Annotated in this window: 15 protein-coding genes; 8 read left to right on the top strand and 7 right to left on the bottom strand. The window is 64.4% G+C overall.

Annotated elements, in window-relative coordinates:
- Position 1: 1 nt before the first annotated feature.
- The gene (rpsP, locus tag BM154_RS09360; protein ID WP_009403592.1) at positions 2–253 is read right to left on the bottom strand and encodes a 30S ribosomal protein S16; all 252 of its coding nucleotides are present in this window, start codon (positions 251–253) and stop codon (positions 2–4) included.
- A 143-nt stretch (positions 254–396) separates the two neighbouring features.
- Entirely contained in the window at positions 397–1,770 is a 1,374-nt protein-coding gene (gene ffh / locus BM154_RS09355) for a signal recognition particle protein (RefSeq protein WP_074882597.1), read from the bottom strand.
- A gap of 476 nt (positions 1,771–2,246) precedes the next feature.
- On the opposite strand from ffh, the gene BM154_RS09350 reads away from it, so the two are divergent.
- Entirely contained in the window at positions 2,247–3,047 is an 801-nt protein-coding gene (locus BM154_RS09350) for a cytochrome C assembly family protein (protein ID WP_074882596.1), read from the top strand.
- A gap of 3 nt (positions 3,048–3,050) precedes the next feature.
- The gene (locus tag BM154_RS09345; protein ID WP_074882595.1) at positions 3,051–4,304 is read left to right on the top strand and encodes an HlyC/CorC family transporter; all 1,254 of its coding nucleotides are present in this window, start codon (positions 3,051–3,053) and stop codon (positions 4,302–4,304) included.
- A 600-nt stretch (positions 4,305–4,904) separates the two neighbouring features.
- On the opposite strand, the gene purT is transcribed toward BM154_RS09345, so the two are convergent.
- A complete protein-coding gene (purT, locus tag BM154_RS09340; RefSeq protein ID WP_074882594.1) occupies positions 4,905–6,086 on the bottom strand; it encodes a formate-dependent phosphoribosylglycinamide formyltransferase in 1,182 nt (393 codons plus the stop codon).
- Positions 6,087–6,360: 274 nt separating this feature from the next.
- Between purT and BM154_RS24160 the strand changes: the two genes are divergently transcribed.
- Entirely contained in the window at positions 6,361–6,525 is a 165-nt protein-coding gene (locus BM154_RS24160) for a hypothetical protein (protein ID WP_167364675.1), read from the top strand.
- Between the two features lie 6 nt (positions 6,526–6,531).
- Here the strand turns inward: BM154_RS24160 and moaE are convergent, their stop codons facing one another.
- The 4 genes from moaE to BM154_RS09320 all read right to left on the bottom strand — a co-directional run bounded on the left by moaE (position 6,532) and on the right by BM154_RS09320 (position 9,213).
- Positions 6,532–6,990 (bottom strand): molybdopterin synthase catalytic subunit MoaE, encoded by a 459-nt coding sequence (moaE, locus tag BM154_RS09335; RefSeq protein ID WP_074882593.1) that lies wholly within the window; start codon positions 6,988–6,990, stop codon positions 6,532–6,534.
- Position 6,991: 1 nt separating this feature from the next.
- Positions 6,992–7,234 (bottom strand): MoaD/ThiS family protein, encoded by a 243-nt coding sequence (locus tag BM154_RS09330; RefSeq protein ID WP_074882592.1) that lies wholly within the window; start codon positions 7,232–7,234, stop codon positions 6,992–6,994.
- Positions 7,231–7,710: a cyclic pyranopterin monophosphate synthase MoaC gene (gene moaC / locus BM154_RS09325; RefSeq protein ID WP_074882591.1), complete on the bottom strand. Its 480-nt coding sequence runs from the start codon at positions 7,708–7,710 to the stop codon at positions 7,231–7,233. Before moaC ends, BM154_RS09330 begins: the two co-directional genes overlap by 4 nt.
- Positions 7,711–7,821: 111 nt before the next feature.
- Positions 7,822–9,213: a PhoH family protein gene (locus BM154_RS09320; protein ID WP_074882590.1), complete on the bottom strand. Its 1,392-nt coding sequence runs from the start codon at positions 9,211–9,213 to the stop codon at positions 7,822–7,824.
- A gap of 384 nt (positions 9,214–9,597) precedes the next feature.
- On the opposite strand from BM154_RS09320, the gene yaaA reads away from it, so the two are divergent.
- From yaaA to BM154_RS09295, 5 genes are all read left to right on the top strand, one after another.
- On the top strand, positions 9,598–10,377 hold the full coding sequence (gene yaaA, locus BM154_RS09315) for a peroxide stress protein YaaA (RefSeq protein WP_074882589.1): 780 nt from the start codon (positions 9,598–9,600) through the stop codon (positions 10,375–10,377).
- Positions 10,378–10,507: 130 nt separating this feature from the next.
- On the top strand, positions 10,508–10,972 hold the full coding sequence (locus BM154_RS09310; protein WP_074882588.1) for a multidrug transporter: 465 nt from the start codon (positions 10,508–10,510) through the stop codon (positions 10,970–10,972).
- A gap of 44 nt (positions 10,973–11,016) precedes the next feature.
- Positions 11,017–11,847, top strand: coding sequence for an SDR family oxidoreductase (locus BM154_RS09305; RefSeq protein ID WP_074882587.1), 831 nt, complete (start codon positions 11,017–11,019; stop codon positions 11,845–11,847).
- Positions 11,848–11,903: 56 nt separating this feature from the next.
- The gene (locus BM154_RS09300; protein ID WP_074882586.1) at positions 11,904–12,290 is read left to right on the top strand and encodes an ABZJ_00895 family protein; all 387 of its coding nucleotides are present in this window, start codon (positions 11,904–11,906) and stop codon (positions 12,288–12,290) included.
- A 66-nt stretch (positions 12,291–12,356) separates the two neighbouring features.
- Complete coding sequence (locus BM154_RS09295) at positions 12,357–13,769, top strand: GGDEF domain-containing protein (protein ID WP_074882585.1); 1,413 nt, start codon at positions 12,357–12,359, stop codon at positions 13,767–13,769.
- The last annotated feature ends 17 nt before the right edge of the window (positions 13,770–13,786 follow it).

The following is a 13,786-nucleotide window of genomic DNA, read 5'->3' as shown; positions in this document are numbered from 1 at the left end:
CTTAGGCGGCAGCCTTGGCAGCTTCTTTGAGCAGCTGAGCAACGCGCTCAGACGGCTGGGCACCCTGGCTCAGCCAGTAGGTGGCGCGCTCTTGATTCACGGACAGCTTTACTTCAGCACCCGAGGCGATCGGGTTGAAGAAACCGATACGCTCAACGAAGCGACCGTCGCGCGCATTGCGGCTGTTGGTCACGGTGAGGTGGTAGAAGGGGCGCTTTTTGGAGCCGCCACGAGCGAGACGAATAGTTACCATGTGAACATCGTTCCTGTAGTCGGTGCTAACTTGAGGCACACATCAAAAATGGGCCTAGGCCCGAAAGGCCGCATATTCTAAGGATTATGCGGCTGTTTGCAAATCTCTTTTTCCGCCGGCCGTCGAGCGGCCGGCCAGAGCCATCAGAACTTCGGCATGCCGCCGCCGGGCATCATGCTGCCCATGCCGCGCATCATCTTGGCCATGCCGCCCTTGGCGCTGAATTTCTTCATCATTTTCTGCATCTGTTTGTGCTGCTTGATCAGCCGGCCGATGTCCTGCACCTGGGTGCCGGAGCCCATGGCGATACGGCGCTTGCGCGAGCCGCTGATGATATCGGGATCGCGGCGCTCGGCCGGGGTCATCGAATTGATGATCGCTTCCATCTGCTTGAACTGCTTCTCGGCCGCGCCCTGGGCGCCGCCCATTTGCGACAGGTTGACGCCCCCCATCTGCGGCAGCTTGTCCATCAGACCGCCGAGGCCACCCATGCTCTTCATCTGCACGAGCTGGTCGCGGAAGTCTTCGAGATCGAAACCCTTGCCCTTCTTGAGCTTCTTGGTGAGCTTCTCGGCCTTGTCGCGATCGAGGGTCTGCTCGGCCTGCTCGATCAGGCTGAGCACGTCGCCCATGCCGAGGATGCGCGAAGCGATCCGCTCGGGGTGGAAGGGCTCGAGGGCTTCGCTCTTCTCGCCCATACCGATGAACTTGATCGGTTTGCCGGTGATGGCGCGCACCGACAGCGCCGCACCGCCACGGGCATCGCCATCGACCTTGGTGAGCACCACGCCGGTAAGCGGCAGTGCATCGTTGAAGGCCTTGGCGGTATTGGCGGCGTCCTGACCGGTCATGGCATCGACCACGAACAGGGTTTCCACCGGTTTGATCGCGGCGTGCAGCGCCTGGATCTCGGCCATCATCTCGGCATCGATGGCCAGACGGCCGGCGGTATCCACCAGCACCACGTCGATGTACTTGAGCTTGGCTTCGCGAATCGCCGCTTCGGCGATGGCCACCGGCTTCTGGGTAATATCGGACGGGAAGAAGGTTACGCCGATGTCACTCGCCAGGGTTTCCAGCTGCTTGATCGCCGCCGGACGGTAGACGTCCGCGGACACCACCATCACGTTCTTCTTGCGCTCCTTGAGCAGGCGCGCCAGCTTGCCGACGGTGGTGGTCTTGCCCGCGCCCTGCAGACCGGCCATCAACACCACTGCCGGCGGCGTGGTGCTCAGGTCGAGGTCTTCGTTGGCCGCACCCATGAGGCTTTCCAGCTCCAGGCGCACGATCTTCACGAATGCCTGGCCCGGGGTCAGGCTCTTGGATACCTCGGTACCGACCGCACGATCCTTGACGCGGGCGACGAAATCCTTGACCACGGGCAACGCCACGTCGGCCTCGAGCAACGCCATGCGCACTTCGCGCAGGGTGTCCTTGATATTGTCCTCGGTCAGCTTGGCCTTGCCAGTGACGCTGCGCAGGGTCTGCGAGAGGCGATCGGTTAAATTTTCGAACATGCGCGTTCCTTTCGGGCCGTCGGGCCGGGATGGGCTGGCAGCAAACGGCGGATTATAACGAAGACTGGCCGGCTTTCGAGGCTTGTTTGTCGGTGCGCCTGCGACCCAGGGTCTGTTGAGGCTTCAGCGCGAGCCGCGTTGCCGCGAGAAATCTCGCCAGGCCGGGCGGCGATCCGCTAGGCGGAGGACGCAGGGAATGGCGTTCCCTTTTCAAGTCCTCCAACAACGCATGGCGAGATTTCTCGCGCAACCCGCAGGGTCGGGCCCGTTTTGTCGCGATGCGGCGTTTCTCGCCGGCTCATTTAGCCAGCTAAACTTCGCGGCTCGTGCCTTGCCTCGCGAAAAAACGGGCGCCGGCGCGGCCGTGCGCGAAGCCTCAACAGACCCTAGTGAGACCTGATACCACTTGCAGTCTTTTTGCGTCCCCCGTTGTGTGCCACACTCGGCGCCTTTCAGGCTCTCGTCATCCAGGATCTATGCACCCTCTGTTGCCCAGTCTCGCCGCAGCCGTCCTTTATTTTGGCGCCGCCGGTTACCAAGGCCTGCATTTGGCCCGCCGCAGCCAGCCCAGCAACGCCGTTTTGCTGCTGGTGGGCGTGGTTGCCCTGCTGTTCCACGGTGGCAGCCTGTTCATGCAGATGCACTACACCGCCGGGTTGAACCTGGACTTCTTCAACACCTCGAGCCTGATCGCCTTCACGGTGATCGCCCTTATCCTGCTGGCCTGCCAGCGCATGCCCGTGCACAACCTGCTGCTGTTTCTGTTTCCGCTCGGCGGGCTGACCGTGCTGTGCGCGCAATTCATGCCCAGCGGCACCAGCCAGCCGATAGAAGAAGGCCCAGGCATCCTTGCCCATATCCTGCTGTCGATCGTCGCCTACGGCATGCTGACCATCGCCATGTTCCAGTCGCTGCTCTTGCTGGTGCAGGATCACCAGCTCAAGCACAAGCATCCATCCGGGCTGATTCGCAATTTCCCGCCGCTGCAGACAATGGAGAGCCTGCTGTTCGGATTTCTGTGGAGCGGCTGGGCGCTGCTGTCGCTGTCGCTGCTGTCCGGTGCACTGTTCATCGACAACCTGTTCACCCAGCACCTGGTGCACAAGACCATCCTGTCGTGCTTCGCCTGGGTAGTGTTCGCCGTATTGCTGTGGGGCCGCCATCAGCTGGGCTGGCGCGGGCACAAGGCGATTCGCTGGACGCTGGCGGGGTTCTGCCTGCTGATGCTGGCGTTCTTCGGCAGCAAGCTGGTACGTGAATTCATCCTCCATATCTGAGCCGTGAACACGCCCTCCCCGCTTTTCCAGCTGGCCCTGTTGCTGACCCTGCTGGGCTGTGCGAGCTTTTTCATCTGCGCGCGCACCGTGCTGTTCGGCCTCAACCGCTATCGGCTGCGCTACCGGGCGCGCCAGGGCCATCGCGCGGCCGCCCGGCTGATCGCTCTGCTCGACCAGCCACAACGGCTGTCGGCCACCCTGCGTATCGGCACCATCTGCAGCACCATGGCTGCCTCGGTGGCCGCCACCCTGCTAGCCTTGCGCCACGGCGCTCCCGGCACCCTGGCGCCGTCACCCTTCATCCTGACCCTGGCCGTGCTGATGCTGGCCCATCCCGTCGGGCGCCTGCTCGCCATCCTGCCACCGCCGCTGTTCGCCTACCCGGCCAGCGCCCCGCTGACCCTGGTCAGCCTGGCCTTGTCGCCGCTGACCCACCTGCTGACGACGGTCGGCCAGGGGCTGCGCCGCCGTATCGGCAAGACCGACCAGGACTGCGAGCCCGACGATGCGCCCAGCCTCACCGAGTTGCGTGCGGCCCTGCAGGCCGATGACCTGCCGCTGCCTGCCGAGCGGCGCGCCATGCTGCTCGGCGTGCTGGAGTTGGACAAGGTCAGTGTCGAGGACGTGATGATCCCGCGCCACGAGATCAACGGCATCGACCTGCTGGGCAGCACTGCGCTGCTCGACCAGGTCCGCGGGGCTTCGCACACCCGCCTGCCGGTGTACCGCAACAGCCTCAACCAGACCGAAGGCATCCTGCACATGCGCCGCCTGGCCGGGCGCAATGAGCTGGATGAAGCGGCCGTACTGCAGGCCTGTGATGCCGCTTACTTCGTGCCGGAAGGCACCACGCTGTCCAACCAGCTGGTGAGCTTCCAGCAGCACAAGTACCGCACCGCCGTGGTGGTCGACGAGTACGGCGAAGCCATGGGCATCGTCACCCTGGAAGACATCCTCGAAGAGATCGTTGGCGACCTGAGTTCGGTGGAAACCGCCCACCCCCGCGAATTTCACCCGCTGGGTGATGGCACCTGGTCGATCCAGGGCAGCGCCTACCTGCGTGAAGTGAACAGGGCCCTGGGCTGGCAGCTACCGGTGGATGGGCCAAAGACGGTCAATGGCCTGGTCACCGAACTGCTCGAGAACATCCCCGACTGCGCGGTGTGCCTGCAGGTTGGCCGCTATCGGCTGGAGATCGTCCAGGCCAGCGGCAGCCGAGTGCTGGAAGTGCGGGCCTGGGAGGCCCAGCAGCACTGAAGCACGACCAGCAGCACGACGCCGCTGGTGCCGAGAAGCTGTTAACGGGCGCCCGTAATCGAGAGTTCGCATTCCTTACGGGTCGACGGGAAGAAGGCAAAAGCGGACATCCAGCGCTTTGGCTTCTTTATGTTTCTCTCGTGCAAAAGTAACTGACGACGCCAATCGCCCCTTCAGGAGGCCGAGTGGAATCGTTGTGGAGAGGGTTGAGCGACATGGATGTCGCGAGAGCCGCGATGGGCCAAGGATGGCCCTTCGTGGGGGGCCGCCTAGGTCGGGCCCTCGGAACAATGATGAAGCGAGGGAACCCCGGCGAAGCCGGGGCCGGATGGCGGGGCTAGACCTTTTGGTTTCTTTTGGCGGGGCCGGCCATCCGGGCAATGCCAAAAGAAACCCGCTCGTCAGAGCGGAACCGAGCACATAAACGACTCGGTAATGCTGGCGGACTCATGTCGGTACGGGCGGGGACGCCTAGTCCATGCTCGTGATTTTTCGCGGGCATGGCCCGCTCCCACAGATAATTACCAGCCACCCTAACGGGGGCGACCGGCCGCTTTCGCCACTTTGCGGCCGTTGCGCTAGCGGAAAAAGGTTCGAGCGTTACAGCTCGACCTTGACCGCCTGTGCCGACCGCAGCGCCTTGGCGCGCGCTGCTTCCAGCGACTCGTCGCGGGCCAGGGCCACGCCCATGCGCCGCTGACCGCTGACTTCCGGCTTGCCGAACAGACGCAGCGCGGTATCCGCCTCGGTGAGTGCAGCACCCAGGCTGCCAAAGCTGACTTGGGTGGATTCACCTTCGACCAGAATCACCGCCGAGGCGGAGGGCCCGAACTGGCGGATCGCCGGGATCGGCAGGCCGAGAATGGCGCGAGCATGCAGGGCGAATTCCGACAGATCCTGGGAGATCAGGGTCACCAGGCCGGTATCGTGCGGGCGCGGCGAGATTTCGCAGAACCACACCTGATCGCCCTTGACGAACAGCTCGACGCCGAACAGGCCGCGGCCACCCAGCGAGCCGGTAACGGCCAGGGCGATACGCTCGGCCTCGGCGCGGGCGGCCGCGCTCATCGCCTGGGGCTGCCAGGATTCCTGGTAGTCGCCCTTTTCCTGGCGATGGCCAACCGGCGCGCAGAAGGTGGTGCCACCGACGTGGCGCACGGTCAGCAGGGTGATTTCGTAATCGAAGTCGATAAAGCCCTCGACGATCACCCGGCCCTTGCCGGCACGGCCGCCGGCCTGGGCGTAATCCCAGGCTTTCTGCACGTCGTCGGCGCCCTTGAGCACCGACTGGCCCTTGCCAGACGAGCTCATGATCGGCTTGACCACGCACGGGAAACCGATGGCACTTACTGCCGCCTGGAACTCCTCGAAGGAATCGGCGAACTTGTAGGGCGAAGTCGGCAGACCGAGCTCCTCGGCAGCCAGGCGGCGGATGCCTTCACGGTTCATGGTCAGCTGCGCGGCGCGGGCGCTGGGGATCACGGTATAGCCTTCGTTTTCCAGCTCGACCAGGGTGGCGGTGGCGATCGCCTCGATCTCCGGCACGATGTAGTGCGGCTTCTCCTGCTCGATCACCGCACGCAGCGCCGCGCCGTCGAGCATGTTGATCACGTGGCTGCGATGCGCCACCTGCATGGCCGGTGCGTTGGCGTAGCGATCGACGGCGATCACTTCCACACCGAGGCGCTGCAGTTCGATGACCACTTCCTTGCCGAGCTCGCCCGAGCCACACAGCAACACACGGGTCGCGCTGGGCGACAGGGGGGTTCCGATACGGGGCATAACAGGATCCTTGGGTAGCAGGAGAATTCAGGCGGCGATTTTAATCGCGCCCGGCCGCAACCGCGAATTAAATCGGTGAACCGGCCGACCCACCATGCCTTCACCGCGACCAGGCGGACGGCTAAAGCCGCCCATTATCGATCCCGCGAATTGCTCTGGATCAGCGCCATCACCCGCCCCCTCGACTATGCTCAAGGTGTAGGCCGCCGCTGTCTTGGCATGCCAAGACAGCGGCGCAGCTCCTGGCACGCGACACTTCCGAGGAGGCTTCGCCATGGACGCTTTCCACATCATGATCGTGCTGCTGATCAGCGGCTTTCTGCTGCTGGGCATCGGCTTCAACAACCGCGAACAGGAATGGGGCATCTGGCTGACGGGGCTTGGCGGCCTGTCGATGTTCGCCCCGCTGTTCTTCAAGGTGTTTATCGAGTTCGGCTGACGCCTTTCAGCTATCGGCCTGCCAACGCCTGGCGGACGCCTGATCGCTTTCACGGCCCTCGACCCAACGCGGGCCGCTGGGGGTGTCTTCCTTTTTCCAGAACGGCGCGCGGGTTTTCAGGTAGTCCATGATGAACTCGCAGGCCTGAAAGGCCGCCTGGCGGTGGGCGCTGGCCACGCCGACGAAAACGATTGGCTCGCCCGGCTCCAGCCGCCCGACCCGGTGAACCACCTCGACGCCAAGCAACGGCCAGCGCTCGCGGGCCTGGGCCTCGATGCCGGCCAGGGCCTTTTCGGTCATGCCCGGGAAATGCTCGAGAAACATGCCTGCCACGTCCTGGCCGTCATTGAAGTCGCGCACATAGCCGACGAAGCATGCCACTGCGCCGACGCCGGTGTTGGCGGCATGCACGGCGTTGGTCTCCTGCCCCGGATCGAAGACGCCCTGCTGGACGCGAATGCCCATCTCAGCCTCCGGTAACCGTGGGAAAGAAGGCCACCGAGTCGCCATCGACCAGCGGCTCGCTCAATGCACAGAGTTCCTCGTTGCGAGCGCACATCAGCCCACGCTCGGCGAGCACCTCCCAGGCGCCGCCGCGGGCCAGCAGATGCAGGCGCAGCTCGTCGAGGCTGGCGAAACTGCCTGACAACTCCTCGCTATCCAGGCCCAGGGCTTCCCGGTAACGGGCGAAGTACTGCACGCGGATCATCGCTCGCCCTCGCCCGCCAGGAAGTGACCACTCTTGCCACCGAGTTTTTCCAGCAGGCGCACCTGCTCGATGACCATGCCGCGATCCACCGCCTTGCACATGTCGTAGATAGTCAGCGCTGCCACGCTGGCGGCAGTCAGCGCTTCCATTTCCACGCCGGTCTGGCCGGTGAGTTTGCAGCGCGCGCGAATCAGCACCGCGTCGTCGCCATCGGCCTGCAGCTCGACCTTGACGCTGGTGAGCAGCAGCGGATGACACAACGGAATCAGATCGGAAGTCTTTTTCGCGGCCTGGATGCCGGCGATTCGCGCCACGGCGAAGACATCGCCCTTGGGGTGCTCGCCGTCGACGATCATCTGCAAGGTGGTGGGCAGCATACGCACCCGGGCCTCGGCCGCGGCTTCACGCACGGTCTGCGCCTTGTCGCTGACGTCGACCATATTGGCGCGCCCCTGGGAGTCGAGATGGGTCAGCACGGGCAATCTCCAAGTAGAAAACCTGGCGATTGTAGGCCGCGCACCGCCCCCTGCAAACCACGGACGCCGCAATGGGGCCCCGGAGCCGCCAGGCGGCTCCGGGGCGTGGGGTTACATGTGGCTTTCCGCGTACTCGGCAAGAATCGAACGTGGCACGCCCTGCAGGGTGATGTGCACGCCGTGCTCGAAACCCTTGAAGCGCTCGGTGAGGTAGGTCAGGCCGGAGCTGGGGGCAGACAGGTAAGGGGTGTCGATCTGCGCCAGGTTGCCCAGGCAGATCACCTTGGAGCCGGCGCCGGCACGGGTGATGATGGTCTTCATCTGATGCGGGGTGAGGTTCTGGCATTCGTCGATGAGGATCAGGCTCTGCTGAAAGCTGCGCCCGCGGATGTAGTTCAGCGACTTGAACTGCAAGGGCACCTTTTGCAGGATGTAGTCGACGCTGCCGTGGGTGTTCTCGTCGTCCATGTGCAGGGCTTCGAGGTTGTCGGTGATGGCGCCCAGCCAGGGCTCCATCTTCTCGGCCTCGGTGCCGGGCAGAAAGCCGATTTCCTGGTCCAGGCCCTGCACGCTACGGGTGGCGATGATGCGCCGGTAGCGCTTGCTGACCATGGTCTGCTCGATGGCCGCGGCCAGTGCCAGGATGGTCTTGCCCGAACCGGCGGCACCGGTCAGGTTGACCAGATGGATGTCCGGGTCGAGCAGCGCATAGAGCGCCAGCGCCTGGTAGATGTCGCGCGGCTTGAGCCCCCAGGCTTCCTGGTGCAGCAACGGCTCCTGGTGCAGGTCGAGAATCAGCAGCTCGTTGCCCTCCACCTCCTTGACCCAGCCGACGAAACCCTGCTCGTCGATGATGAATTCGTTGACGTTGACCGCCGGCAGCTCTTCGCTGAGCTGCACGCGATGCCAGGTGCGCCCATGGCCCTGGCGGGTGTCGACCTTGGCGACGCGATCCCAGAAGGCACCCTCGACGTTGTGGTAACCCCTGGACAGCAACGAGACGTCGTCGACCAACTGATCGGTGTGGTAATCCTCGGAATCCAGCCCACAGCCACGCGCCTTGAGGCGCATGTTGATGTCCTTGGTCACCAGCACCACGGACATTCCCGGGCGGCGCGCCTTGAGCTCCACCAGCTGGTTGATGATCTTGTTGTCGTTGAGGTCTTCCGGCAGCCAGGTCACCGGCGCCGCGCTCTTGCTCATGAGAATCGACAGGAAGCCGCAGGGGCCGCTCTTTTCCCGCTGGATCGGCACGCCATGCTCGACATCCTCGGGGGTGGCGCCGTCGAGAATCTTGTCGATAAGGCGGATGGCCTGCCGACATTCGGCGGCGACACCCTGCTTGCCGGTTTTCAGCTTGTCGAGTTCCTCCAGCACCGTCATCGGGATGGCGACGTGGTGTTCCTGGAAATTGAGCAACGCGTTGGGATCGTGAATCAGGACATTGGTGTCGAGGGCATACAAGGTTGGGGCGGTGGGCTTGATGCGTCCGTGGTCATCCATACTCGTCACCTCTTGTCGGATCCAGCGACGGAATGCCAGGACGGCGCTCCGCCACACAGGACCACCGACTCCGATCAGGAGCGCCGCAAACGGATGAGGGCCGAGGGCCGCCACCTGTCTGCAGGGTTCGGCGGTCTTTCAAAGCGTGGCCCGCGCGACCCGTTCTTCATGCCCGGTTCGCTACTGACCACAGTTCGTTGATACTCCAAAAAATGTGACAGGCAAATGATCTTTTCAGTTTTTTTATTTTTATTTGTCGGTTGAACGAATGCCCCTGGCAGTCGCGCCCGCCGCGCACTAGAGTCATGAGTCAGGCCCCTGCCCGGTGACACGCGGGGGTTGCCGAATCGGCTAGAATCGCCGCTCCGCCGAAGGAGACGACTCATGCTGATGGTGATTTCACCTGCCAAGACCCTGGACTACGACAGCGCGCCGGTGACCTCGCGCTTCACCCAGCCCGAATTTCTCGACCATTCCCAGGAACTGATCGCCCAGTTGCGCGACTTCTCGCCCGCGCAAATCGCCGAGCTGATGCACCTGTCCGACAAGCTGGCCGGTCTCAACGCCGCGCGCTTCGGCAGCTGGACACCCGACTTCACGACAAAGAACGCCAAGCAGGCGTTGCTTGCCTTCAAGGGCGACGTGTACACCGGCCTGGACGCGGAAAGCTTCAGCGAGGCCGACTTCGATTTCGCCCAGCAGCACCTGCGCATGCTCTCCGGCCTGTATGGCCTGCTGCGCCCGCTGGACCTGATGATGCCCTACCGTCTGGAGATGGGCACCAAGCTCGCCAATGCCCGCGGCAAGGACCTTTACGCCTTCTGGGGCGAACACATCAGCGAGTGGCTGAACCAGGCCCTGGCGGCCCAGGGCGACGAGGTGCTGCTCAACCTGGCCTCCAACGAGTACTTCGGCGCGGTCAAGCGCAAGGTGCTCAAGGCGCGGATCATCGACACCGAGTTCAAGGACCTGAAGAACGGCCAGTACAAGATCATCAGCTTCTACGCCAAGAAGGCCCGCGGCCTGATGGCCCGCCATGTGATCAGGGAACGCGTGACGGATCCCAAGCACCTCAAGGATTTCGACGATCAGGGTTATCGCTTCTCGGCCAAGGACTCGACTGCCGACAAGCTGGTATTTCTGCGCGACCACGCGCCGGACTGACGGCCCGGGGCCGTTAGCTTTGCTGAAAGGGGAACAGCCTCTGGTGGAAACATCCGCCAACCCCTGGGCGCGTGCCGAGCCCATCGGCCTTGTGTAGGATTGGCGGACACTCGACGTTCAAGGTCCAACGATGATTTTCGGCGCGATTCTGGTTCTCAGCTGGTTCATCCTGCTGATCCGCTACCCGGCCAAGGCCCTGCCCATCTCCCTGGCCGCCGTGGCCGGGCTGGGCCTGGTCGCGAGCTGGGTGCTGTGGCAGGAAAGCCGTGAGAACCGCAACCTGGCCCATTTGGAACTGCGCCTGAGCTACGCCCCACAAAGCTGCCCGGCCGACCGCCCGCTGAGCCTGCACCTGCATAACGGCAGTGACGCCGCGCTGCAGGAGCTGCGCTGGCAGGTCACCGCCTACCGCCCAGGCGACAGCGTCAACCTGGCCCAGCGCCTTTACGAAACGCCGCGCTACAGTGGCCCCGGCGAGTTGCTGCCCGGCGCCGACTGGCAAACCTGCCTGCCGCTGCCTACCCTGCGTAGCGGCTATCGCGCCAGCACCCTGGAATTCCGCGCCGAGCACTTGCAGGGCAGCTTCAGTCGCTAGGTACAACCACGAAATCCTCACAACAACAATCACAAGGATTCCCCATGAGCCAACCGACGGTTCTGATCACCGGCTGCTCCAGCGGCATTGGCCGGGCACTGGCCGATACCTTCGCCCAGCAGGGTTACCAGGTGTGGGCGAGCGCGCGCAGGAGCGAAGACGTGGCGCGCCTGAGCGAAGCCGGCTTCAATGCCGTGCAACTGGATGTCAACGACGCCGCGGCGGTCGAACAGCTGGCCGCCACCCTCAAGACACGCATCGGCGGGCTCGACGTGCTGATCAACAATGCCGGCTACGGGGCCATGGGCCCGCTGCTCGATGGCGGCGCCACGACGATGCGCCAGCAATTCGAGACCAACGTGTTCGCCCTGGTCAACGTGACCCGCGCGCTGTTCCCGCTGCTGCGCCAGAGCAGAGGGCTGGTGATCAATATCGGCAGCGTGTCCGCGGTGCTGGTGACCCCGTTCGCAGGTGCCTACTGCGCCTCCAAGGCCGCGGTGCACGCCCTGAGCGACGCCTTGCGGCTGGAACTCGCCCCCTTCGGCGTCGGCGTGATGGAAGTGCAGCCGGGCGCCATCGAATCCAGCTTCGGCACCCACGCCAGCCGCCAGGCCGAGCAATTGATCAGTGAACATTCACCATGGTGGCCGATGCGTGACGGCATCCGCGCCCGCGCCATCGCCTCCCAGGACAACCCGACGCCGGCCAGCCACGTCGCGCGCAACGTCTTCGCTGCCGTGGCCAGCGCCAAGCGCCCGCGGGTGCTGCGCCTGGGCAACGGCAGCCGCGCCCTTCCGCTGCTCTCCGCGCTGCTGCCCGGCGCCCTGCTCGACCGGGTGCTGAGGCGCCGCTTCGGTCTGGATCGCAACTTGTAGAACCGGGCGGCACGGGCGAGACTCCAAGCTTCAACGCTACTGTCGAGCCCGTCGCCATGCCACCCGCCCACCAGCCCGTCGCCATGCTGCGCTACGCCCTTGTCGGGGTGGTGGCAGCCGTGGTGCTCAACCTGCTGCTGCGCAGCTTCGTCAAACTCGGCGGCGTGCTCGCGACCCTGGTGATCGCCGCCAGCATCGCGGCGCTTATGGCGCTCCTGTTCGCCTGGCAGCAGCGCCGCCCGCCGACGCGTGGCGAACGTCGCCGCCTGGTGTGGCTGTATGGCGGCATGCTCGCGCTGCTATACGCAGGGCTGCTGACCCTGATGACCCTGCAGGACGAACCCAGCCCGATGGGCGTGCTGATCTTCATCTTCCATTACCTGGCCTATCCGCTGCTGGCCCAGTTGCTGTTCTCCGAGCGGATCTTCAAGCGCAGCCCCTGATCGATCGGCACTTGCCGGCCAATCGTTGCTCTACACTCGATACCAACAACCCTGACTGGACAATCGATGAGAAGCAGCCGGCATATCAAGACCCAGGAGCGACGCATCATCCTGATGCTGCTCGTGGCGTTGCTGACAGTGCAGCTGGTCATCTACCTGGTCAGCACCCACACCAACCGCAGCATCGCCGAAGAAGCCATCAGCAACAGCCTGCAGACCACCAGCCAGGTGGTAGATGAGCTCCTCGAACTGCGCCAGAGCCAGCTGATCCAGGGCGCCGCGGTACTGGCCGCCGACTACGGTCTCAAGGAAGCCATCGCCACGGGCGAGCGCTCCACCATCGAGTCCATGCTCGCCAACCACGGCAAGCGCCTGAAGGCCGACATCGCCCTGCTCAACACCCTGGACCGGCAGTTGATCGCCAGCGTGCCCAGGGAGCTGCCCCAGGCCGACCTCGCCCCCCTGCTCAAGGCAGCCGCGCGAGCGGCCAGCCCAGGAGCTCAGTCGGTCAGCCTGCTACGCAGCCAGAGCGGGGTGCTCTACCAACTCATCCACAGCGTGGTGAGCATGCCCACGCCCCAGGCCGAGCTGACCCTGGGCTTCGCCATAAACGACGAACTGGCAGAAGCCCTCAAGCAGGTCACCGATACCGAGTTCGTGTTCCTGTCCCGGGGGCAGAAAGGCGCCTGGCAGTTGCATGGCAATACCCTGAACAGCAGCTTCGAGCGCTTGCTGGCCAACCCGGCGGCGCTGGTCGACGGTACGCTCTGGACCTTGCAGGACGAGCACGACGAATACCTGATGCGCTCGGTGGCGTTGGACAACCTCAATTCCCAGGACGCCAGCGCGGTGCAGCTGATCACCGGCAAGTCGCTGAGCCACAACATGGCAGCTTACGAGCGTATCGAGGGCTTTCAGCGTTACCTGCTACTGGCCAGCCTGGGCCTGTCGGCACTGGTGCTGGTACTGCTCGGCCGCCACCTGCTGCGGCCACTGAACACCCTGGCCCTTCAGGATCCGCTGACCGAGCTGCCGAACCGCCGGGTGTTCGATGACAGCGTTGCCAGCGCACTGACCAAGAGACGTTCGGCGTCCTTCGCGCTGATGATGATCGACCTCGATCACTTCAAGCAGATCAACGATCGCCATGGCCACGCCGCCGGCGACGAAGTGCTAAGGGTCAGTGCCCAGCGGCTGCGCGCCCTGCTGCGCAGCATCGACATCCCGGCGCGCCTGGGGGGCGACGAGTTCGCCGCCCTGTTGCCGGGCCTGGACAGGGCCGCGGCCATTCGCCTGGGGCAGCGCATGGAGGAGGAGCTAAGCGAACCCATCCTGTTCAACGGGCAAGCCTTGCAGGTCGGTATCAGCATCGGCATCGCCATCGCCCCGGAGGACGGCACCAGCGCCAGCGAGCTGTTGCGCATGGCCGATGTCGAGATGTACGCGGACAAGGCGCAGCGTGAGAGCAATCCGGTCTGAAAGGTCGAACGATCGCG

Source organism: Phytopseudomonas argentinensis, from assembly GCF_900113905.1.
In the GTDB taxonomy this organism is placed as follows: domain Bacteria; phylum Pseudomonadota; class Gammaproteobacteria; order Pseudomonadales; family Pseudomonadaceae; genus Aquipseudomonas; species Aquipseudomonas argentinensis.
This window is presented reverse-complemented; position numbering and strand designations above follow the sequence as displayed.

Excerpts from the sequence above, each read along its gene's own strand:
- rpsP (WP_009403592.1), bottom strand. The coding sequence starts at position 253 with ATGGTAACTATTCGTCTCGCTCGTGGCGGCTCCAAAAAGCGCCCCTTC.
- ffh (WP_074882597.1), bottom strand. The coding sequence starts at position 1,770 with ATGTTCGAAAATTTAACCGATCGCCTCTCGCAGACCCTGCGCAGCGTC.
- BM154_RS09350 (WP_074882596.1), top strand. The coding sequence starts at position 2,247 with ATGCACCCTCTGTTGCCCAGTCTCGCCGCAGCCGTCCTTTATTTTGGC.
- purT (WP_074882594.1), bottom strand. The coding sequence starts at position 6,086 with ATGCCCCGTATCGGAACCCCCCTGTCGCCCAGCGCGACCCGTGTGTTG.
- BM154_RS24160 (WP_167364675.1), top strand. The coding sequence starts at position 6,361 with ATGGACGCTTTCCACATCATGATCGTGCTGCTGATCAGCGGCTTTCTG.
- moaE (WP_074882593.1), bottom strand. The coding sequence starts at position 6,990 with ATGGGCATTCGCGTCCAGCAGGGCGTCTTCGATCCGGGGCAGGAGACC.
- BM154_RS09330 (WP_074882592.1), bottom strand. The coding sequence starts at position 7,234 with ATGATCCGCGTGCAGTACTTCGCCCGTTACCGGGAAGCCCTGGGCCTG.
- BM154_RS09320 (WP_074882590.1), bottom strand. The coding sequence starts at position 9,213 with ATGGATGACCACGGACGCATCAAGCCCACCGCCCCAACCTTGTATGCC.
- yaaA (WP_074882589.1), top strand. The coding sequence starts at position 9,598 with ATGCTGATGGTGATTTCACCTGCCAAGACCCTGGACTACGACAGCGCG.
- BM154_RS09310 (WP_074882588.1), top strand. The coding sequence starts at position 10,508 with ATGATTTTCGGCGCGATTCTGGTTCTCAGCTGGTTCATCCTGCTGATC.
- BM154_RS09305 (WP_074882587.1), top strand. The coding sequence starts at position 11,017 with ATGAGCCAACCGACGGTTCTGATCACCGGCTGCTCCAGCGGCATTGGC.
- BM154_RS09300 (WP_074882586.1), top strand. The coding sequence starts at position 11,904 with ATGCCACCCGCCCACCAGCCCGTCGCCATGCTGCGCTACGCCCTTGTC.
- BM154_RS09295 (WP_074882585.1), top strand. The coding sequence starts at position 12,357 with ATGAGAAGCAGCCGGCATATCAAGACCCAGGAGCGACGCATCATCCTG.